At 66.5% G+C, this 21,039-nt stretch carries 19 protein-coding genes; 14 read left to right on the top strand and 5 right to left on the bottom strand.

Translation table 11 applies throughout. The features are described 5' to 3' along the window. Positions 1–14: 14 nt before the first annotated feature. The 5 genes from P3L18_RS19460 (at position 15) to ugpC (ending at position 5,466) form a co-directional block, all read left to right on the top strand. Positions 15–1,079 carry a sugar-binding domain-containing protein gene (locus tag P3L18_RS19460; RefSeq protein ID WP_172398908.1) on the top strand — a complete coding sequence of 355 codons (1,065 nt, stop codon included), beginning with the start codon at positions 15–17 and terminating at the stop codon, positions 1,077–1,079. 68 nt (positions 1,080–1,147) lie between these two features. Beyond that, positions 1,148–2,470 (top strand): sugar ABC transporter substrate-binding protein, encoded by a 1,323-nt coding sequence (locus P3L18_RS19455; protein WP_276115000.1) that lies wholly within the window; start codon positions 1,148–1,150, stop codon positions 2,468–2,470. Positions 2,471–2,472: 2 nt separating this feature from the next. Then, positions 2,473–3,432, top strand: coding sequence for a sugar ABC transporter permease (locus P3L18_RS19450; protein WP_276114959.1), 960 nt, complete (start codon positions 2,473–2,475; stop codon positions 3,430–3,432). Next, on the top strand, positions 3,432–4,307 hold the full coding sequence (locus P3L18_RS19445; protein WP_006367985.1) for a carbohydrate ABC transporter permease: 876 nt from the start codon (positions 3,432–3,434) through the stop codon (positions 4,305–4,307). Before P3L18_RS19450 ends, P3L18_RS19445 begins: the two co-directional genes overlap by 1 nt. A 52-nt stretch (positions 4,308–4,359) precedes the next feature. Next, positions 4,360–5,466, top strand: coding sequence for a sn-glycerol-3-phosphate ABC transporter ATP-binding protein UgpC (gene ugpC, locus P3L18_RS19440; RefSeq protein ID WP_014361699.1), 1,107 nt, complete (start codon positions 4,360–4,362; stop codon positions 5,464–5,466). A 16-nt stretch (positions 5,467–5,482) separates the two neighbouring features. On the opposite strand, the gene P3L18_RS19435 is transcribed toward ugpC, so the two are convergent. Continuing rightward, on the bottom strand, positions 5,483–7,018 hold the full coding sequence (locus P3L18_RS19435; RefSeq protein ID WP_276114958.1) for an MFS transporter: 1,536 nt from the start codon (positions 7,016–7,018) through the stop codon (positions 5,483–5,485). 117 nt (positions 7,019–7,135) lie between these two features. Here P3L18_RS19435 and P3L18_RS19430 point away from each other — a divergent pair, with 117 nt between their 5' ends. Beyond that, entirely contained in the window at positions 7,136–7,693 is a 558-nt protein-coding gene (locus P3L18_RS19430; RefSeq protein ID WP_253194091.1) for a MarR family winged helix-turn-helix transcriptional regulator, read from the top strand. A gap of 10 nt (positions 7,694–7,703) precedes the next feature. Further along, positions 7,704–8,567, top strand: a complete 864-nt coding sequence (locus P3L18_RS19425; protein WP_276114957.1) for an SDR family oxidoreductase — start codon at positions 7,704–7,706, stop codon at positions 8,565–8,567. A 29-nt stretch (positions 8,568–8,596) separates the two neighbouring features. Here P3L18_RS19425 and P3L18_RS19420 read toward each other — a convergent pair whose 3' ends face one another. The 3 genes from P3L18_RS19420 to P3L18_RS19410 all read right to left on the bottom strand — a co-directional run bounded on the left by P3L18_RS19420 (position 8,597) and on the right by P3L18_RS19410 (position 12,360). After that, positions 8,597–9,481 (bottom strand): siderophore-interacting protein, encoded by an 885-nt coding sequence (locus P3L18_RS19420; RefSeq protein WP_276114956.1) that lies wholly within the window; start codon positions 9,479–9,481, stop codon positions 8,597–8,599. 40 nt (positions 9,482–9,521) lie between these two features. Beyond that, positions 9,522–9,812 carry a hypothetical protein gene (locus P3L18_RS19415; RefSeq protein WP_026919835.1) on the bottom strand — a complete coding sequence of 97 codons (291 nt, stop codon included), beginning with the start codon at positions 9,810–9,812 and terminating at the stop codon, positions 9,522–9,524. A gap of 88 nt (positions 9,813–9,900) precedes the next feature. Further along, complete coding sequence (locus tag P3L18_RS19410) at positions 9,901–12,360, bottom strand: cytochrome P450/oxidoreductase (protein ID WP_276114955.1); 2,460 nt, start codon at positions 12,358–12,360, stop codon at positions 9,901–9,903. 151 nt (positions 12,361–12,511) lie between these two features. On the opposite strand from P3L18_RS19410, the gene P3L18_RS19405 reads away from it, so the two are divergent. The 7 genes from P3L18_RS19405 (at position 12,512) to P3L18_RS19375 (ending at position 19,898) form a co-directional block, all read left to right on the top strand. Continuing rightward, entirely contained in the window at positions 12,512–13,147 is a 636-nt protein-coding gene (locus tag P3L18_RS19405; protein ID WP_276114954.1) for a TetR family transcriptional regulator, read from the top strand. Continuing rightward, the gene (locus P3L18_RS19400; RefSeq protein WP_276114953.1) at positions 13,148–14,014 is read left to right on the top strand and encodes a sulfurtransferase; all 867 of its coding nucleotides are present in this window, start codon (positions 13,148–13,150) and stop codon (positions 14,012–14,014) included. 163 nt (positions 14,015–14,177) lie between these two features. Beyond that, complete coding sequence (locus P3L18_RS19395; RefSeq protein ID WP_276114952.1) at positions 14,178–15,188, top strand: putative zinc-binding metallopeptidase; 1,011 nt, start codon at positions 14,178–14,180, stop codon at positions 15,186–15,188. A 365-nt stretch (positions 15,189–15,553) separates the two neighbouring features. Next, positions 15,554–16,708: an LLM class flavin-dependent oxidoreductase gene (locus P3L18_RS19390; RefSeq protein ID WP_079931033.1), complete on the top strand. Its 1,155-nt coding sequence runs from the start codon at positions 15,554–15,556 to the stop codon at positions 16,706–16,708. Beyond that, the gene (locus P3L18_RS19385) at positions 16,705–17,202 is read left to right on the top strand and encodes an NAD(P)H-dependent oxidoreductase (RefSeq protein ID WP_271354302.1); all 498 of its coding nucleotides are present in this window, start codon (positions 16,705–16,707) and stop codon (positions 17,200–17,202) included. The genes P3L18_RS19390 and P3L18_RS19385 overlap by 4 nt, the downstream gene beginning before the upstream one ends. Next, positions 17,199–17,702, top strand: coding sequence for a flavin reductase family protein (locus P3L18_RS19380; RefSeq protein ID WP_006367972.1), 504 nt, complete (start codon positions 17,199–17,201; stop codon positions 17,700–17,702). Before P3L18_RS19385 ends, P3L18_RS19380 begins: the two co-directional genes overlap by 4 nt. A 660-nt stretch (positions 17,703–18,362) precedes the next feature. Next, the gene (locus P3L18_RS19375; protein WP_276114951.1) at positions 18,363–19,898 is read left to right on the top strand and encodes an amino acid permease; all 1,536 of its coding nucleotides are present in this window, start codon (positions 18,363–18,365) and stop codon (positions 19,896–19,898) included. Here the strand turns inward: P3L18_RS19375 and P3L18_RS19370 are convergent. Next, positions 19,884–21,029, bottom strand: coding sequence for a metallophosphoesterase (locus P3L18_RS19370; RefSeq protein ID WP_276114950.1), 1,146 nt, complete (start codon positions 21,027–21,029; stop codon positions 19,884–19,886). The genes P3L18_RS19375 and P3L18_RS19370 overlap by 15 nt on opposite strands. Positions 21,030–21,039: the final 10 nt, after the last annotated feature.

The raw sequence follows: 21,039 nt of genomic DNA, 5'->3' as shown, positions 1-21,039 counted from the left end.
AACGGAGTCGACGAGTGCCTTCTCGCAAAGATGTGGCAGATGCCGCGAAGGACGTGCCCGACGGTCCACCGAAACGACCGGCCACCGGGCGTGGGTCAGCCGGCCGGCCCGCCGCCGACACCGGTCAGGATCTGCGGCTGCTCGTGCGCGCCGCGACGATGTATCACCTCGAGGGATTGACGCAGGCAGACATCGCCGGCCGGCTCGGGGTGTCACGTCCGACGGCCGGACGGCTCATCGCGCGAGCCCGTGCCCAGGGGCTCGTCCAGGTGTCGGTGACCGCTCCCGAGCATCTGTCGGCGTCGATTCACACCGACCTCGAACGCACGGTGGAGCAGATCTTCGGTCTCGACGAGGTGCTGATCATCGACGAGGTCGCCGACGGCACCGCGTCGGGCAATGCCGCTCTCGGCCGCGCGGGTGCGTCGATCCTGTCGCGGCGCATCCAACCCGCCGACACCTTCGGCTTCACCTGGGGTCCGGAGCAGGTCGCGACCGCCGACGCGATGACCGCCAACGCGGCGGCGCAACGCGTGGTGCAGATGGACGGCTCGATGACCTCCGTCGAATACCACACCGGCGTCGACCACGCGCTGGCCCGCTTCTCCGAGCGTCTGCACGCGCAGCCGCTGCGCCTGGTCGCACCGTTGTTCGTCGACCCCGACACCGTCGCCGCCCTCAATCGTGATTCGGTTGTCTCCCAGGCTCTGTCGGCAGCACGTGGCGCGCAGGTGATGCTCTTCGGAGTGGGTTCGGTGTCGACATCGACGACCCTGTTCGAGGGCGCATTCATCGATGCGATCGTCCTCGACGAACTGCTCGAACTCGGCGCGGTCGGCGAGATCGGCGGGCGCTTCTACGACGCACAGGGCATCGCCGTCGAATCGAGTCTGGTGGAGCGGACCGTCTCGGTCCCCCTCGACGCGGTGAAGGCCTGCCCCACGGCGATCTTGATTTCCGGTGGCACCCACCGGGCCGAATCCATTCTCGGCGCACTCCGCGGCGGCTACGCGACCATCCTTGTCACCGACGTCCCGACCGCGGAATGGCTTGTCTCACAACAGGAAGGTCAGCAGTGAGATCCCTACGAGCGAGATTCCCGAGCGGGCATCTCTCCCCGTCACGCCGCCGCGGCAAGGCCGGACTGGTGGCCTTGGCCGCCACGATCGGTCTGCTGGCCACCGGATGTGCCGGTGCCGGCTCGCTCACCGGCGGCGGTGACCGCGAAGTGACGGTCGCAATGGTCTCGAATTCGCAGATGCAGGACGCGATCAAGCTGTCCGGCCAGTTCGAGCAGGAGAACCCGGGCACCAAGGTCCGCTTCGTCACACTCTCGGAAAACGAAGCGCGCGCGAAGATCACCGCGTCGGTGGCCACCGGCGGTGGTGAGTTCGACGTGGTGATGATCAGTAACTACGAGACACCCATGTGGGCGAAGAACGGGTGGCTGGTCAATCTCACCCCGTACATGGACGCCGACCCCTCCTACAACGCGAACGATTTCATTCCGACTCTGAAATCAGCGCTCTCGTACCAGGGTTCGATGTACTCGGCCCCGTTCTACGGCGAGTCGTCATTCCTCATGTACAACAAGAAGCTGTTCTCGCAGGCTGGTGTGACGCTGCCCGCGGACCCCACCTGGCCGCAGGTCGCCGACGCCGCTCGCAAACTCACCAACGACCGTACCGCGGGAATCTGCCTGCGCGGCAAGCCCGGTTGGGGTGAGGTGCTCGCCCCGCTGAACACCGTCATCAATGCCTACGGTGGTCGCTGGTATGACGAGAACTGGAACGCCCAGCTGACCAGTCCGCAGGTCGAGGCCGCCGTCCAGTTCTACGTCGACACGGTGCGCAAGTACGGGGAGGCCGGTGCCTCGTCGTCGGGCTTCCAGGAATGCGGAAACCTGATGTCGCAGGGCCAGGTCGCGATGTGGTACGACGCCACCTCGGCGGTGTCGGTGCTCGAGAGCCCGGACACCTCGACCATCGCCGGCGACGTCGGCTACCTGCCGGCCCCACGAATGGCCAAGGGCGACAACGGTTGGCTCTACACCTGGTCGCTCGGGATCCCGTCGAGCAGCAAACACCGCGACGACGCGTGGAAGTTCATCGACTGGATGACCAACCGCAAGTACATCGAACATGTGGCGAACACCTTGGGCGCCACGCACGTCCCGCCCGGTAGTCGGCTCTCGACCTACCAGCTGCCGGCCTATCAGAAGATCTCCGGGCCGTTCGCGCAGCAGACCCTGCAGGCGATGCAGGCGGCGAACCAGGACAAGCCGACGCTGGAGCCGGTGCCCTACACCGGAATCCAGTTCCTGGCGATCCCCGAGTTCCAGGATCTCGGAACCCGCGTGAGCCAACAGATCTCGGCGGCGATCGCCGGGCAGATCAGCGTCCACGACGCACTCGAACAGGCCCAGCAGTACGCCGAGGTCGTCGGCAAGTCCTACCAGAGGGAGCAGTAGAGATGGCCACCGCAGTATCCGCGCGAGGCGCGCACGTGCCCCCCGATCAGGGGTGGCCGGTGACCTCGAAGAAGGACCAGATCAGTCGCGCCGAGGGCTGGCGTCGACGCGGACCCCTGTTGCCCGCCTTGATCTTCATGATCGTGGTCACCCAGGTGCCGTTCGTGTTCACGCTCTACTACTCGACGCAGTCGTGGAACCTGGTGCGTCCGGGCTCACGTCGCTTCGTCGGATTCGACAACTACGTCGCGGTGTTCGGTGACAGCCAATTCTGGACGGTCACCCTCAACACCATCCTGCTGATCGTGGGCACCGTGATCATCTCGGTGGTTCTCGGACTGATCTTCGCCCTGCTGCTCGACCGGAAGTTCCTGGGGCGCGGCGTGGTTCGGACCCTGCTGATCACCCCGTTCCTGGTGACACCGGTCGCCGCGGCGCTGCTGTGGAAGACGAGCCTGCTCTCGCCGACCAACGGCCTGGTCAACTGGGCGTTGAGCCCGTTCGGCATTCACACCGACTGGCTCTCGGAATTCCCACTCGCCAGCGTGATGGCCGAACTCGTCTGGCAGTGGACACCTTTCATGATGTTGCTGATCCTCGCCGGACTGCAGTCGATGCCGCGGGACATCCAGGAGGCCGCACGCGTGGACGGCGCCACCAGCTTCCGGCTCTTCCGCGAACTGACCCTGCCGCACCTGCGGCGGTTCATCGAGCTCGGCACGGTGCTCGGCGCCATCTACCTGGTCAACACCTTCGATGCGGTCTACATGATGACCTCCGGCGGACCGGGTGTGGCCAGCTCCAACCTGTCCTACTACATCTATCAGCGTGCCTTCCTCGGATTCGACATCGGGCAGGCCGCCGCGATGGGCGTGGTCACGGTGATCGGCACGATCGTCGTCGCGTCACTGGCCCTGCGCCTGATCTTCAAGTCATTCACCGGAACAGAGGAGCCGGCCTGATGAGTACCGACACCCGCCCCGCCCCGACCACCACTCCGGCGTCGACGCCGGAGGTACGCCGCAGCCGCAACCCACGCCAGATGGGGCTGACCGCACTCACCTGGATCCTGGCCATCGGGTTCTTCTTCCCGGTGCTGTGGATGGTGCTGACCGCGTTCAAGAAGGAAAGCGACGCCGCCACCAACCCGCCGACGTTCTTCTTCGCCCCGACCCTGCAGCAGTTCCGCAACGTCTTCGACGCCGGAATCGGTACGCCACTGCTCAATTCGCTGTTCGCCACCATCGTCTCGACGATCCTGGTTCTGGTCCTCGGTGTGCCGGCGGCCTTCGCGTTGTCGCTGCGCCCGGTCCGCAAGACCAAGGACGCGCTGTTCTTCTTCATCTCCACCAAGATGCTGCCGATCGTGGCCGCGATCATCCCGCTGTATGTGATCGTGGGCAAGATCGGGATGCTCGACAACGTGTGGACCCTGGTGATCCTCTACACCGCAATGAATCTGCCGATCGCGGTGTGGATGATGCGGTCGTTCTTCCTCGAGGTGCCCGGCGAACTACTCGAGGCCGCCAGCATCGACGGCGCCAGTCTGTGGACCTCGGTCCGTGAGGTGATTCTGCCGCTGATTTCTCCGGGTATCGCGGCCACCGCACTGATCTGCGTCATCTTCTCGTGGAACGAATTCTTCTTTGCCGTCAACATGACCGCCGTCAACGGGCAGACGATGCCGGTCTTCCTGACCGGCTTCATGTCCGGGCAGGGCCTCTACTGGGCGCAACTGTCGGCGGCGTCGGTCCTGGCCGCGCTGCCGGTGGTGATCTGCGGCTGGATCGCCCAGAACAAACTCGTCCGCGGCCTGTCCTTCGGCGCGATCAAGTAATCGCGCCGGTCACCCACTCACCCAAGCGCTTTCGTACCAACAGGAGAACCTCATGGCAACCATCACCTACGACAAGGCCTGCTGCGTCTACCCGGGCGCCGAGTCACTGGCCGTCGACTCCCTCGACCTCGACATCGCTGACGGCGAGTTCGTGGTCCTCGTCGGACCGTCGGGCTCCGGCAAATCCACGGCGCTGCGGATGCTCGCCGGACTCGAGGAGATCGATTCCGGGCAGATCCGCATCGGCGGGGACAACATGGTCGGCGTCGCCCCCAAGGATCGTGACATCGCCATGGTCTTCCAGAACTACGCGCTCTACCCCAACAAGACCGTGGGGGAGAACATGGGATTCGCGCTGAAGATGCGTGGCATCCCCGCCGACGAACGCAAGCGCAAGGTCGCCGAGGCTGCCAAACTCCTCGACCTCACCGACTATCTGGACCGCAAACCGGCGAAACTGTCCGGCGGACAACGTCAACGCGTCGCCATGGGCCGCGCGATCGTGCGCGAACCCCAGGTGTTCTGCATGGACGAGCCGCTGTCGAACCTCGACGCCAAACTGCGGGTCCAGACACGCACCCAGATCGCCGCGCTGCAACGCCGACTCGGTACCACCACCGTCTACGTCACCCACGACCAGGTCGAGGCGATGACCATGGGCGACCGTGTCGCCGTGCTCAAACACGGTGTACTCCAGCAGTTCTCCACCCCGGCCGAACTCTACGACCACCCGGTCAACGCCTTCGTCGCCGGCTTCATCGGATCACCGGCGATGAACCTGTTCACCGCGCCGATCCGCGACGGCGCCATCTCGATCGCCGGAGCCGACATCGACATCGACGCCACATCGCAGGCGGCACTGCGCAAGTCCGGGCTGAGCTCGGTCGTCGTCGGCATCCGGCCCGAGCACCTCGCGCTCTCCGACGACGGCACCGGACTCAACGCCGACGTCGCACTTCTCGAAGAGCTCGGCAGCGAAACCTACGTCTACGCCTCGCTGGCCGACGAATCGGTCCACAACCTCGACGGTGATCCGATGGTCGTGGTGGCACGCTCTTCACAGCGGGCGCCGGCCAAGCGTGGAGAGGGAATCCGGTTGCGGCAGGCCGACAACGCGGTTCACCTGTTCCACCCCGAGACCGGCGACCGGCTGGTCTGACGGGCCGAGCGCGGGGTCAGTGCGAGGTGGCCGGTGTCGCCGAGCCCGGTGTCGCCGAGCCCGATGCTGCCGAGTCGGCGATCACCACGCCCGTCGGCGTCGGCTTGGGGCCGCGCTTGGGGATACACAGCGTGATGGCCACACCGACGAACGCGGCGACGGCACCCACCAGGAAGCACCACTTGAACGTCGTATGGGTGGGAATGTCGTTGCCCGCCATGCTGATCGTCGAGGTGGTGAGCAGCACCGCCATCACCGCCGAGGAGACGGTGGTGCCGATCGAGCGCATCAATCCGTTGAGGCCGACGGCCGCACCGGCCTCGGTCATCGGCACCGCGCCCATGATCAAGGTGGGCATCGCCGCATAGCCGATGCCGACGCCCGACGCGGCGATGATCGACGCGATCATCAGCTGCCACGGAGAGTTCATCAGGAACATCGCGAGCAGATAGCCCACACCGAGCACCGTCGCGCCGATGGCCAAGGTGTACTTGGCGCCGATCTTGTTGATCAGCGTGCCCGAGACCGGGGCGAAGACCAGCATCATCAGTCCGCCGGGCGCCATCCACAGGCCGGCCTCGAGCATGGTCTGGCCGAGTCCGACTCCGGTGCGAACGTCCATCTCGAGCAGCATCGGGATGACGATCGACTGCGCCATCATGCCGAAGCCGATGGCGACGGCGGCGATGTTGGTGAGCAGGACCGCCGGACGTGCGGTGGTCCGCAGGTCGACGAGCGGCTCGGGGGTTCGCAGCTGATAGAAACCCCACGCCCCGAGCACGACGAGACCGCCGATCAGCGTGCCGAGCGTGGTGCCCGACGTCCAACCCCAGTCGTTGCCCTTGGACACGGCGATGAGCGCGGCCGACAAACCGATGGCCAAGCCGATCGCGCCGACGAAGTCCAGACGGCCACCGACCGCGTCGGGGACGTGCGGGACGACCACGACGACCAGGGCGAGGACGGCCAACGACAGGATCGCCGATACCCAGAACAGGCCGTGCCAGTTCCAGCTCTGCGCGATCCACGCCGACAGCGGCAGACCGATCGCGCCACCCACACCGAGCGTCGCGCTCATCGCGGCGATCGCCATCGAGGTGATCTTGGGTGGCGTGACCTCACGCATGAGGCTGATGCCGACGGGGATGAAGCCCATGGCCAAGCCCTGGATCGCACGCCCGGCGATCATCGGGATGACCGAACTGCTCAGGGCGCACACGATGGAACCGGCGACGAGCAGCGCGGCGCTGCCCACCAGGACCCGCTGCTTGCCGAACATATCGCCGAGGCGGCCGGCGATGGGCATCGCGATCGCGGCGGCCAGCAATGTCGCGGTGATCACCCACGACGCGTTGGAATGGGAGGTGCCCAGCAGGGTGGGTAACTCGGGCTGGATCGGGATGACCAGCGTCTGCATCAAGGATGCGACGAGGCCACCGAAACACAGCGCGATGACGGTGGCGATCGCGGCGCCATTGGACGACCCGTTGCGCGGAACGGACTCTACTGGTGCCGGGTTCTCTGCTGCCGGCGACGAATTGGTGTCTGACATCGCACCTCCTAAGCTATATGTAGCGTACATATGTAAGGTACATATGCAAGCCGCGCAGCTCGTGAGGCTCCTCAATCGGACATACCGGGCGGCTGCGGCAGAATGTCGGTGAGCCGGATGTCGAAAGAGGTCGCAGTGGGCGGATTCCGCGAGGGTGAGCGCAACGGCACGTCACGTCCGGCGCCGGTGACCTTCGACGGGGCCGACCACGCACCGTGGCCGTCGCCGCTCTACCGCGACATCGTCGAGGAACTCAGCCGCTTTCATCGACGCAAGAGCGAACACCCCGCCGAGTCGGTGCTCGAGAGCTCGGCGTTCGCGATCCTGCTCGTCCTCTCCGACGGCCGTGCACGGACCCTGCGGGAACTCACCGACGAACTCGACCTCGAACAGTCCACGGTCAACCGGCAGGTCAACGCCGCGATCAAACTCGGCTACCTCGAACGCTTCGACGTCGAGGGCTCGACGAGCAGGCTCATCCGCCCGACCGAGAGCGGACGGGCCGCATTCACCCATGACGGCATGCTGCGGGTGAGTCGCCTCAAACAGGTCTTCGCCGATCTCGACCCTGGTACCCCGGAGGTCCTGTTGCGCGAACTGCGCGCTTTCAACGAAGCGTATGACCGTACGCTGCGAGCAGAACAACGGGGAGCGCGTTCGCGCAACCACGGCTGAGGGAGAACGTGTGGGGACATACGTGGTGACCGGATCGGCGTCGGGAATGGGTGCGGCGGTTGCCGATTCGTTGCGTGCGGCCGGGCATACGGTGATCGGGATCGATCGGGACGGCGCCGAGGTGACCGCGGACCTCTCGACGCCGCACGGGCGTGCGTCGGCGATCGCCGCGGTCCTCGACCGGGCTGAGGGCGCACTCGCCGGAGCCGTTCTCGCGGCCGGTCTCGGCCCGGCGCGCGGAGCCGAACGCACCATCGTCGAGGTGAACCTCCTTGGGGTGACCGAACTGCTCACCGCCTTCCGCCCACTGCTTGCCGCCGGTGAGAAGTCGAAAGTGGTTGTTTTCGGCTCCAATTCGACGACAGCGACGCCGCTGGTACCAGGCCGCGCGGTCGCCCGACTCGAGGCCGGCGACACCGAGGGGGCCACCCGGATCCTGCGCAGGCGGGGTAAGGCGCTGTCGGGCCCTGCGGCGTACGCGGCGTCGAAAATCGCGGTCACCCGATGGTGTCGCGTGCACGGCACCCATCCTGAATGGGCGGGGGAGGGGATCGCGGTCAACATCATCGCCCCCGGGCCGGTAATGACCCCGCTGCTGCAATCGCAACTGACCGGTGCGTCGTCGAAGAACGTCCGGTCCTTCCCGATTCCGCTGCGCGAGTATGGAACACCGGAGCAGATCACGCAGTGGGTGATGCTGATGCTCTCGCCCGCCGCCGATTTCATGGCCGGATCGGTGATCACCGTCGACGGTGGTACCGAGGCATTGCTGCGCGCACGGGACTGGCCCCGGGCCGTGCCATTGCGGGCTGTCCCACGGGTGCTGTGGCGAATGTATCGCGCCCCCAAGGACGGTCAGATCGCGCGGTACTGAGTCGCCAGGTACTCAAACGAGTGCGGGGATCACAATCCGGCCTGTTCGAGCGCCTCGTCGAACTCTTCGGCAGCGCGCTTCTCGTCCTTGCCGTCGGCGATCGCCTGCTGATACACCGCGAGTAGCTCGTTGCCGTGCTCGGCGTAGCGTCGCGCCCACGCCTCACCGTCGTAGCGCCAGTAACCGATGATGTCGTAGCGGTCGGCGGGCCAATGGTGTTCGCGGCGAAAGTGTTTGCGCACCGTACGGGATTCGGCGGCCTCGCCGGCGAACCAGCAGTATCCGATCCCGGCGGGAACGTCGAGCGCGGCGATGGTCGTGCCCAATCGGCTCGCCGAGATGCCGTTGCCGCTGCCGATCAGGCTGATGACCTCGACGCCGTCGGCGAGGTGGCCCAGATAGGCGAGGTCGCCCTCGTCGATCACCTCGACCACCAGCGTCACCGGCCTTGGATCGGTGGCGAGCTCGTCGAGAATGCGGGCGGCGGCGGGTAATCCGGCGAGATCGGTTCCCAGCAGGAGCCAGTCGGTGCCCGGCGCGGGCCGGTACCAGCCGCGCGCGTGCGACATCGCCACCGCATCACCGACGTCGGCTCGTTGGGCCCAGAGCGTCGCCGGACCACGCGAGTGGATGACGAAGTCGACGTCGACGGTCGCGGTTCGGTGGTCGACGGAGCGGATGGTGTAATTACGGCCCTCCGGCGGCTCGTCGAGGTCGTGATATCCCCACACCTCGTCGCGCAATTCCATTGCGGGAGGTCGGCTTTGGCCGGGCTCGGGAAAGTAGAGGCCCGCGGCGTCGTCGGGCCCGCCGGGCAGTTGTAGACGGGCGAGATGCTCGACGCGCAGGTGCACCCGACGGATGTGCGGGGTGAGGTCGTCGGTACCGGTGACCGTCGCGAACGAGAAACCCATGATGAGGTAAGGCTACCCCAACTTCATTGACAGTCGCTGGTCAGTCCTGGTCGTGAGGCCAGTTGCCCTGCGTCAGGAGCTCCTCGAAGTTCTTGATGAGGTGCGGGTTCAGATCGGTCTCGACGGCCTTCTCGTAGTCGCCGCCCCACTTGGCGAACCATGCGGCGTCGCGTTCCATCAGGAAGATCGGCCAGCCATGGGTGATCTCGAGATCGTCGAGGTAGAGGTCGGTCGATCCGTCCTCGCGCATGTACCAGTAGCGCTTGCCCGATTCCTCGAACGCCGCCACTTCTTGCGCCGTCACGTAGTACTCGCCGTCAGCCTGCTTCATATGACCGATCGTACGGACCATGGCGCAGACCGCCGTCTGCCCGGAGGTGACCTCGGATTGACGCTGCAGCGTTCTATAGGTCGAGGTTCTACAGGTCGAGCACCAGCTTCGGCGAGAGTGATCGGGAGACGCAGGTCATGACCGTGTCGCCGCGTTCGCGTTCGGCACGTGACAGCACGGAGTCGCGATGGTCGGGGGCGCCGCCGAGAACATCGGCCTCACATGTACCGCAGATTCCTTCCATGCACGAACCGATGACGTCGACACCGGCCTCCTCGACCGCGGCGAAGATCGTCGTGCCCTGTTCGACCGTGACAGTCACCCCCGAGACCGCGCACTCGACCTCGAAGGAGTCGAGTGCGCCCTCGGGCGCGTCGCCGGTCGCGGCCACGAACCGCTCGAGGTGCAGGCTCCCGTCCGGCCATGCTGCGCACTTCTCCTCGACGGCGTCCATCAGCGCGGCGGGTCCGCAGCAGTAGACCAGGGTGTCGGCCCGCGGCTCGCCGAGGATCGCGTCGAGATCGAACCGCCCGCTGTGTTCGTCACCGGCCCAGACCGTCACCCGATCGTCGGCCCCCAGTTCGTCGAGAAATGCCATTGAGTTCCGAGACCGACCGCAGTACAACAGGTTCCATTCGGCCCCATCGGCCTGGGCTGCCGCGATCATGGCGCGTACCGGGGTGATACCGATGCCGCCGGCGATGAACTGATATCGCGGTGAGCCGACGAGCGCGAAGTGGTTGCGGGGACCCCTGACCTGCAGGTGCGAACCCTCGGCCAGTTCTTCGTGAACGAATCGGGATCCGCCGCGGCCGTTGCGTTCACGCAGGACCGCGACAGTCCATGACGATCGGTCTGCGGGATCTCCGCAGAGGGAGTAGTGCTTCGACATCCCCGGCCGCAACAGGAGCTCGACGTGCGAGCCCGGAGTCCAGTCGGGCAGCGAACCACCGGTGGGATCGGTCAGGGTGAGCTCGACGACGCCCTCGGCCACGGTCCGCCGGCGGGCCACCCGCAGATCGAGCGTCTGCATTGCCGCACCACGGTTTTCACGAGATGGCCGTGTGGGCATGGGGGCTGAACTGCTTGCCGCCGAACTGCTTGCTGCAGAGTCGTTGTCGCCGGCCTCGCGTAGATGTGTGCGGTAGGGGCCCGGCTCCGGCCGCCGACCGCCGATCGGGGTGAGGCGCACCATCATCGAGCTGTAACCCCGCACGAAGTTCGACTGCACGCGCTCCGGCTCCGCGAGGACCTCGATGTCGTCGAATCGGGCCAGCAGTTCCTCCCACAGGATCCGCAACTGCAATTCCGCCAGCCGACTCCCCATGCAGCGATGCGTACCGATCCCGAAGGCCAGGTGGTGACGGGCGTTGCGCCGGTCGATCACAAAGCTGTCCGGGTCGTCGAATGTGCGCTCGTCTCGGTTCGCCGAGGCGTACCACATCACGACCTTGTCGCCTTTACGGATGAACTGGCCGTTCAGAACGGTGTCGCGGGTGGCGACCCGACGCATGTAGGCCAGCGGCGTCTGCCATCGGAGGATCTCGTGGACCAGCTTCGGAACCAGCCCAGGGTTGGTGCGAAGGCGGTCGAACTGTTCCGGGAACTGGTTGAGCGCGAGCACACCGCCGGTCATCGAGTTGCGTGTGGTGTCGTTACCACCCACGACCAGCAACACGAGGTTGCCGAGGAACTCCATCGGGCGGTTGATCAGGTCCTTGGTGTCTTCGGAGAGCTGCATGAGTGTGATCAGGTCGTACCCGGGCTTCTCGCCGGCCGCCAGACGAGCCGCCTTGTCGTGCCACAGTGCGCTGAAACTCCGCGCCATGTCGGCGGCGCCCCGATAGATCTCATGGGTGTTGTTGACCCCGCCGGTGGCCGATGCACTGGTGGCCACCAAGTCGGTCCACTGCACCAGCTTGCGTCGGTCCTCGTACGGGAAGTCCAGCAGCGTGGCCAGCATCCGTGAGGTCAGCTCGACACTGACCCGGTCGACCCAGTCGAACGGCTCACCCACCGGCAGCGCGTCGAGGACATCCTGGACCCGCGAACGGATCAGGCCCTCCATCTCCTCCAGATTCTGCGGAGCGACAACGCCCTGAACCGCGGCGCGTTGCTGGTCGTGGCGCGGCGGGTCCATCGCGATGAACATCTCGATATCGAGTCCTTCGGGCGGCGCGCCGAGAATGATCTGGGGTTCGGCAGAGAAGGTCTGAAAGTCCTTGTCGACGGAGACGATGTCGTCGTAGCGGGTCACCGACCAGAACGGACCGAAAGCGCTGTCAGCCCGAAAGTGCACGGGCGCTTCGTCACGCAGCCTCGCGAAGTAGGGCTGCCACTGCCCTTGACGCCACAAGAACGGATTGCTGACGTCGATCTCGGTGAGATCCAGCTCCGCAACGTCGGGGATGGCCGACTCCGCGAAGCGTGGCTGGCCGTCACCGGCCACCAGTGTCTTGGCGCGGTGAAACAGATGCAGGCCCTGGATCTGGCGCTCCATCGGTACCACTGCCTGGGCTTTGTTGATGAATTGATCGACAACACGCATGACAACAATCGCTTTCGCTGGACTCCGTGTGACCCGACAATAGCAAGCAATTTGTCTTTACAGAAGACAAATCAACAAGATTAGTCTTGACGGTGGTTGCCGACCTCGGCTCTCGATCGGCATGCCGGACCCGCTGGGTAACCTCGTCGAGGTGACCACCCGACAGACCTATGCGGAGGCGAGTAGGGCGCTGTTGCGCACAACTCTGCTCGACGGTCTGCGAGATCTGCTGGTCGAAAAGGATTGGCCGTCGATCACGATGGCCGACGTCGCCCGGAAATCGGGCGTCGGACGCCAAACCGTGTACAACGAGTTCGGTTCCCGCCACGGTCTGGCGCAGGCGTATGCGATGCGCTTGGCCACGGAATTCGCCGGCATCGTCGCGTCGACTGTCGCCGAGCGCCCACACGATATCCACGGCGCGCTGCACGATGCATTCGCCGCGTTCTTCGCCGTGGCCGCGGCCGACCCGCTCATCACGTCGCTGCAGCGTGGTGAGGCCAAGCCGGATCTGCTGCGGCTGATCACCACCGATGCCGCGCCGCTGATCACGACCGCGAGCGCGCGTCTCACCGACATGCTCACCACCTCGTGGCTCGGGCTCGCCGACGACGACGCCGTGCGTATCGCGCGGGCGATCACGCGCATGGCACTGAGCTACGTGGCGATGCCGCCCGAGAGCGACCGCGATGTCGCCGCCGACCTCGCTGCGGTCATGGCCCCCGCGGTCATCGCGGCCCGCGGCGGCGAAACGGAGTCGGGTGCCACCCCGGCGACAGAGGAGTGAATGTTCATGGCGCAGAACCTGATCGACGTCGAAGCACTGACCGAGGAGATGCTCTCGGACCGTCCGCCGGTGATCCTCGACGTCCGCTGGGCGCTGGGGCGGACCGATGGGCGTGACCGGTATCGGGAGGGTCACATCCCCGGCGCCGTCTACGTCGATCTCGATTCCGAACTGGCCGACCCGCCGTCGGCCGAACTCGGGCGCCATCCGCTGCCGTCGTCGGATCGCCTGCAGGACGCCGCGCGACGCTGGGGTGTGGACGACTCGTCGCCGGTGGTGGTCTACGACGACATCGGCAACCTGGCGGCGGCCCGCGCATGGTGGTTGCTGACCTGGGCCGGACACCTCGACGTCAGGATGCTCGACGGCGGGCTCGACGCCTGGCGGTCGGCCGGGATGCGTGTCTCCGCCGGCAACACCGCCGCGCGTCCCGGCACCGTCACCCTGACCTGCGGCGACCTCCCGCACGTGTCGCTCGACGAGGTCGCGCGACTGTCCTCGGAGATCCGGGACGGCCGCGACGACGTGGTCATCCTCGACGCCCGCGCCGGCGAACGGTATCGCGGGGAGACCGAACCGATGGATCCCCGCGCCGGACATGTGCCCGGCGCCGTCAGTGTCCCGACGGCCGGGAATCTCGCCGACGACGGACGGTTCCTGTCTCCCGAGCAACTGCGCGAACGGTTCACCGAGGCCGGGGTCACCGAGAATGCGCAGGTCATCGCCTACTGCGGATCGGGAATCAACGCCGCGCACGAGCTCGCGGCGCTGGCCATCGCCGGGTTCTCGGGCGCCTTGTTCCCGGGGTCGTGGTCGCAGTGGTGCGCCGATCCGGAGTTGCCTGCGGCGGTGGGCCCCACTCCGTAGTGTGATGTCGGGCACTCACATGTGCACATTCGGCCATGTGTTCCGACGAAACGATCGATGGGCCAGGTCCGCGTCGAGCATGTGCGGGGGCCGCACCCGGGCCAATCCTGATCCACGCGACCCCCGCGATCCACGAGCTCGAATTCACCCAAGGAGTGCAACGTTGCGCGATTTCCACTGCCGTAAATGCGGCCAGCAGCTGATTTTCGAGAACTCGCTGTGTCTGAACTGCGAGAGCAAGCTGGGCTTCCATCTGCCCTCCCGAACCATCCAGGTCCTCGACGACAAGGAGCAGGCACAGGTCGACGACGCATTGATCGGTCGCTGCGCCAACAGCGGCGTCGCCGCGTGCAACTGGCTCGTCGAGATCGGTGAGGGGTTGCCCGCGCTGTGCGAGTCGTGCCGGCTGACCCGCACCCGTCCCGACGACTCCGACACCGACGCCATGGCTGCGTTCGCCGAGGCCGAACTCGCCAAGCGGCGCGTCATCGTCGAACTCGACGAACTCCAACTGCCGATCTTCGGCAAGGACGAGGACTCGGAGATCGGCCTGGCCTTCGACCTGCTCTCCAGTGCCACCCAGCAGGTCATCACCGGCCACGCCAACGGTGTGGTCACCCTCGACCTCGCCGAGGGCGACGACGTCCACCGCGAACAGCTGCGGGTGTCGATGGACGAGCCCTACCGCACCCTGATCGGCCACTTCCGCCACGAGATCGGCCACTTCTATCAGATGGTGCTCGTCGGTGACGGCCCCAATCGCGGACGCTATGAGGAGCTGTTCGGTGATCCCGACCAGGACTATCAGGCCGCGCTCGATCGCCACTACGGCGACGGGCCGCCGGAGAACTGGAAGGACGACTACGTCTCGTCCTACGCGACCATGCATCCCGCCGAGGACTGGGCCGAGACCTTCGCCCACTACCTCCACATCCGCGACACCCTCGACACGGCGGCGGCGTTCGCCCTGGCCCCGGCCGGCGCCACTCTCGACGCCGACCTCCCCGGTCAGGTGGGCTTCGATCGCATCATCGAATGGTGGCTGCCGCTGACCTGGGCGCTCAACCAGATCAACCGCTCGATGGGCCATCAGGACCTCTATCCCTTCGTGCTGCCGCCGAAGGTCCTGGAGAAGATGGAGTTCATCCACGAACTGATCACCTCCGACGACTGAGCGGGGCTCACCGGCCCCTGGTGGTCCTTCCCGGTGGTCGAGGAGCCGCCTCCCCGGTGGTCGAGGAGCCTCGCGCGAGCACAGCGAGCACGAAGCGTCTCGAGACCTCGGCAATCTGGCGCTGGAACCCGAAACCAGCACCGGCGCAATAGGTCTCGAGGCTCCGTCGCTGGCGCTCCTGCGCACCTCGACCACCGGGTGGGGAGGGGTTGGTCGCTGCGGGGGTTCGTTGTCCGGTAGCCCCCGGATGGCGGGGCCGCAGGGATTGACTCACCGCGCGGAAAACTCTTGGGTGAGCCGAGCGGGTCGGGTGCAATGGTGTGGTTGTGCACGGTATCCCCGATTCGGAAGTGGATTGATCAGGCGTGAAGTTTCATTGGTTTCTCCCCACCAACGGCGGCGACGGTCGGACGGTGGTCGGCGGCGGCCATGGGGTGGCGGCGCAGGCCTCGTCGCGACCGGCGTCGGTGCCCTACCTCGGACAGATCGCGCGCAGTGCCGAACAACTCGGCTTCGAGGCGGCGCTCACCCCGACCGGGGCGTGGTGCGAGGACGCATGGGTCTCGACGGCCATGCTCAGCAGCGTCTCCGAGCGGCTGAAGTTCCTGGTGGCCTTTCGGCCCGGTGTCACCGCTCCGTTCCTCTCGGCGCAGATGGCCGGTACCTTCCAGAATCTGTCCGGCGGACGCTTGCTGCTGAATGTGGTGACCGGTGGTGAGGATGCCGAGCAGGCCATGTTCGGTGACTTCAGCACCAAGGAGGAGCGGTACGCCCGCGCCGACGAGTTCCTCGAGATCGTCCGGCGCCTGTGGACCGGGGAGACGCTGACCTTCGAGGGTAAGTACCTCTCGGTGGAGAACGCGACCCTGCACCAGATCCCGGACCCGCTTCCCGAGATCTACTTCGGTGGCTCGTCGGCGGCCGGAATTGCCGTGGCCGCCAAGCATGCCGACGTCTACCTCACCTGGGGTGAACCGCCCGAGGCGGTGGCCGAGAAGATCGCGCGCGTTCGTCGGGCTGCCGCCGAGCAGGGGCGGGAACTGACCTACGGCATCCGGTTGCACACCATCGCCCGCGCGACCTCGGAAGAGGCGTGGGCCGAGGCGGATCGGTTGCTGGAGAACATCTCCGCCGAGGACATCGCCCGCATCCAGGCCGGCCTGAAGCGCTCGGCGTCGGAAGGTCAGCAGCGGATGCTCGCGCTCAACAAGGGTTCCAAGGACGGACTGGAGATCTACCCGAATCTGTGGGCCGGTATCGGGCTGGTGCGCGGTGGGGCGGGGACCGCGATGGTCGGTTCCTACACCGAGATCGCCGACCTCATCGAGGCCTACCGCGACGTGGGTATCGACGAGTTCGTGTTGTCGGGGTATCCGCACCTTGAGGAGGCGTACTGGTTCGGCGAGGGCGTGCTGCCGGAGCTGACCCGTCGTGGACTGTGGGAGCATCCGGCGCCGCCGCGCGCCGCCCGCGCCGCAGTGCCCTTCGGTGCGCCGGTCAAAGCGGTGTCGGCCTCGTGACGACGGCCGTCGTCGTCGGAAATCCCAAGCCGGCCAGTCGAACCCTGGATGCCGCGACGTATGTGGCCACCCAACTCACCGGTGGCGCACCCGATCTCGTCGTCGACCTCGCGACCCTCGGTACGGCGATTCTCGACTGGTCCGACCCGGGGATCGGCGAGCTGGTGACGCAGGTCGGCGCCGCCGATCTCGTCGTGTTCGCCAGCCCGACCTACAAGGCCGCCTATACCGGACTGCTCAAGCTGTTCCTCGATCGGTTCGCCGGTGGCACAGGGCTTTCCGGTATCGCGATTCCGCTCATGCTCGGTGGTTCGCCCGCGCACTCGCTTGCACCCGAGCTCACCCTGCGGCCGGTGTTGACCGAGATCGGCGGGACCGTCCCCGGTCGCGGGCTCTACGTCGTCGACTCCCGCCATGACGATCCGGAGGCGTACGCCGACTGGTTGGCGGCGACCGCGCCGGTCGTATCCCGATTGCTGGAGGTGCACGCGTGAGCGGGTTCCGAACCAACCAGGACCTCGACGCCGCGCGACTTCGCAAGGCGTTCGGGATCTTTCCCACCGGCGTCGTCGCGGTGGCCGCGGAGGTCGACGGAGCGGTGATCGGCCTGGCCGCGAGCTCGTTCACCAGCGTCAGCCTCGATCCGCCGCTGGTGTCGGTGTCGATCGCGAACACCTCGAAGACCTGGCCGGATCTGCGTCGCGCCGATCATCTCGGGGTCACCGTGCTCGCCGACCATCAGGACGTCCTCTGCCGCCAGCTCGCCGGTCCGGTGGCCCAGCGATTCGACGGGGTGCTTCTCAACGCGTCGGACGAGGGGGCCGTGACCCTCGATGACGGTCTCGCGCAATTCGATTGCACCGTGTACCGCGAGGTCGAGGCCGGTGACCACATCATCGTCCTGCTCGAGTTGCACGGCGTCGACCACCCCGAGACCGGCAGCCCGCTCATCTTCCACCGCAGTGGATTCGGTCGGCTCGCCACCACCGCGTGACGAAAGCCGCCGTAGGTCGGCCACTGCCGGTGCGGTGAGCCACATTCCGCCGGCCAACGCCACACCCCACGCGAGAAACAGTGGGTCCCAGAGCAATGCGTGGCCGACCGCCGCCGCGCTGTCGAACGGCTCGGGCCGCGGTAGCGCTCCGAGGAGCAGCAGCCCCGCCGTGGTGGTGTTGATGGCGCCCCAGGCGATCAGCGCCGTGGCGCCCAGCCAGTAGCCGGGCCGAAGCAGGCCGGCGCCTGATCGTCGAGCCGTCAGTGCTGGTGCCACGGCCAGCATCGCCTTGTCCATCCCGATGAGAACCAATAACCAACGGCCGTCGGCGAATTGGTCCTCAGAGAATCTGTCCGCAGTCTGCCCGACAGTACTCAGTAGAACATCGCCACCGAGACCCCAGTAGATGCTGACCCCGGCGTGAACGAGACCGAGGACGGCGGCGATACCCAGAGCGGTGGACGCGCGTGCTGTCATGCACTCATCCTCGGCCGATGCCCACCGTGACACATCCGGTCGAACCCCGGGATTGCACCCCGGAATCGTTGTCGGGGTCAACCCCGAGTGCGTGAGTCGGTCCTCGTCGAATTCCTTTGGCGCGATATGCCGCCCACGGCGTGTTCGGTGACGCCAACCCCGGCGGCGGGTTACCGTCGAGCGATGACTGAGAGACCGTCGACCGAGAGACCAAGGACGCAGAGCCGGGGGATCTTCCGGAAGAAGTCGGTCGATACCGTCATCCACCAGAACGACGAGGGGCATCAGCTCGAGGGCGGGCGACTCAAGCAGGCGCTGCGGACCCGTGACCTCATCGGGTTCGGCGTCGGAATGGTCATCGGCACCGGCATCTTCACCCTCACCGGCGTGCAGGCCAAGGACAACGCCGGTCCCGCGATCATGATCTCGTTCGTCGTGGCCGGTGTGATCGCGTTGTTCGCCGCATTCTGTTACGCCGAGCTGGCCTCGGCGGTACCGACCGCGGGATCGTCCTACACCTACGCCTACACCACGCTCGGCGAGATCATCGCCTGGATCATCGGGTGGGACCTCATCCTGGAATTCGCCCTCGGCGCGGCGGTGGTCTCGCGGGGTTGGTCCGGATATCTGCAGGATGTGTTCAATCTGCCGACGACCTTCTTCGGCGAGAGCTCGACGGTCAACCTCGGAGCGGTGGCGATCGCCCTGGTGCTCGGCGTGGTCGCCACCATCGGCATCAAGGAATCCGGTTGGCTCACCAACGCTTTGGTGTATCTCAAGGTGAGCATCTGTGTGTTCATCATCATCGCCGGGTTGTTCTTCATCAAGGCCGCCAACTACACCCCGTTCATTCCGCCTGCACAGCCGACCGGCGGCGACGGCGGGTTGAGACAACCGTTGTGGCAGTGGGCCACCGGCGTCGAGGCGACGGCGTTCGGTGTGGCCGGGGTGCTGTTCGCCTCGGCGGTCGTGTTCTTCTCCTACAGCGGGTTCGAGATCGTCGCGAATCTCGGGGAGGAGACCAAGAATCCGGCCCGCGCCATGACCCGCGGATTACTCGGCACCCTGCTCATCTGCACGGTGCTCTACGTGGGTGTGTGTTTCGTCGTGGTCGGCATGGTGCACTACACCGACCTCAGTGAGGGCGCGCCACTCTCGGATGCGTTCAATCAGGTGGGTTTGAGCTGGGCGGGCGTGCTCGTCGGTATCGCTGCGGTCGCCGGCCTGACGTCGGTGATCCTTGTCGACATCGTCGGTATGTCGCGGATCGGATTCGCGCTCGCTCGTGACGGTCTGGTGCCGCACTCGGCGGGCAAGATCCACCCGAAATGGCAGACGCCGTACCGCATCACGATGCTGACCACCGCGGTCGTCGTGCTCCTCGGTGCCTTCGTCCCGCTCTCCGCGCTTGCCGAGATGGTCTCCATCGGTACGCTTTTCGCGTTCCTGGTCGTGTCCGTCGCCGTCCCCGTCCTGCGCCGAACCCAACCGGAGATGAAGCGTCCGTTCCGGGTTCCGTGGTCGCCGGTGCTGCCGATCATCTCGGCGATCTGCTGCGCGGGGCTGATGGTGAACCTTGCGATCGAGACCTGGATACGGTTCGTGGTCTGGCTGGTGATCGGTTTGGGTATCTACTTCTTCTACGGCCGCACGCACTCCAATCTGGCTCGTGCGAACCGGGATTCGACGGTCCGGGCCGAGGAGTCACCCGCGTCGTAGCGTGAGGATCGCCACCTCGGGTGGCGCACCGACCCGCACCGGTGGCCCCCAGGCGCCGGCGCCGCGCGTCGTGTACAGCGTCGTCTCGCCGACCCGGTCGAGGCCCTCGACCGACGGCTGCTGCAGCGGCACCAGATAGCGGATGGGCCAGATCTGACCGCCATGGGTGTGACCCGAGAGTTGCAGATCCACACCGAGATCCGAGGCCTGCAATGCCTGCCGGGGTTCGTGGGCGAGCAGCAGGCGAAAGCGTTGCGGGTCACTGCCGGCCAGCGCGCCCGACAGGTCGGGCCGGTACGGTTCGGGCGCGCTGTAGTCGTGGATGCCGACCACGTCGATCGTCGCCCCGCCGCGGCTGACGGCGACGCGCTGGTTGCGCAGCGTGGTCACGCCCACCCGCTCCCACTCGTCGAGCCATCGTCCGCCGTCGTCGCTGTAGAACTCATGATTGCCGCTGACCCCGAACACCCCGAGCGGTGCGCGTAGCGCGGTCAACGGCGCGAGATCGCCGGAGAGTTCGGCGACCGTGCCGTCGGTGAGGTCACCGGCGATCGCGATCAGGTCCGGCCGCTGCGCGTTGACGAGGTCGACGACGCGCCGGGTGAAGTCGGCGTCGCGGGCCGGTCCGACGTGCAGATCGGAGATGAGCGCCATCCGCGTGCCGTCGAAGGATTCGGGGAGGTCGGCGAGTCGGATCTCGGTGTGGGTGACCCGCGGGTCGGCCGCCTCGACCACCCCGTACGCGGTGAGTGCGACGGACGTGACGGCCACGGCCCCGGTCGCCGCGCGGACCGCCTGCAGGCGGCGCCGGCGTCTCGGCTCGGCGAGCTCACTCGATGACCGCCGGATGACCAGCCGCCAGATGAACGCGCCGATACCGACCACCGCCAACCCGAGCACCAGGTACAACACCGTCGCCAGCCAGGTCAGCCCGAGCCACGCCAGGGGACGAAAGGTCGAGGGATTCAGTCCGCGCCCGGTGGCGATACCGACGACGGCCAACGCCCAGAACGCGACGAGCAGGGCGTCGGCGATCACCGACCAGGGGCGCGGCAGCGCTGTGGCCCGCACGAGGCGACGATGCAGCCAGAAGGTGATGAGCGCGAGGAATGCGGCGAAGAAGACAATCATGGCAAGTTGC

Origin of the sequence: Gordonia sp. N1V (assembly GCF_029269935.1) — a bacterium.
GTDB lineage: Bacteria > Actinomycetota > Actinomycetes > Mycobacteriales > Mycobacteriaceae > Gordonia > Gordonia polyisoprenivorans.
This window is presented reverse-complemented; position numbering and strand designations above follow the sequence as displayed.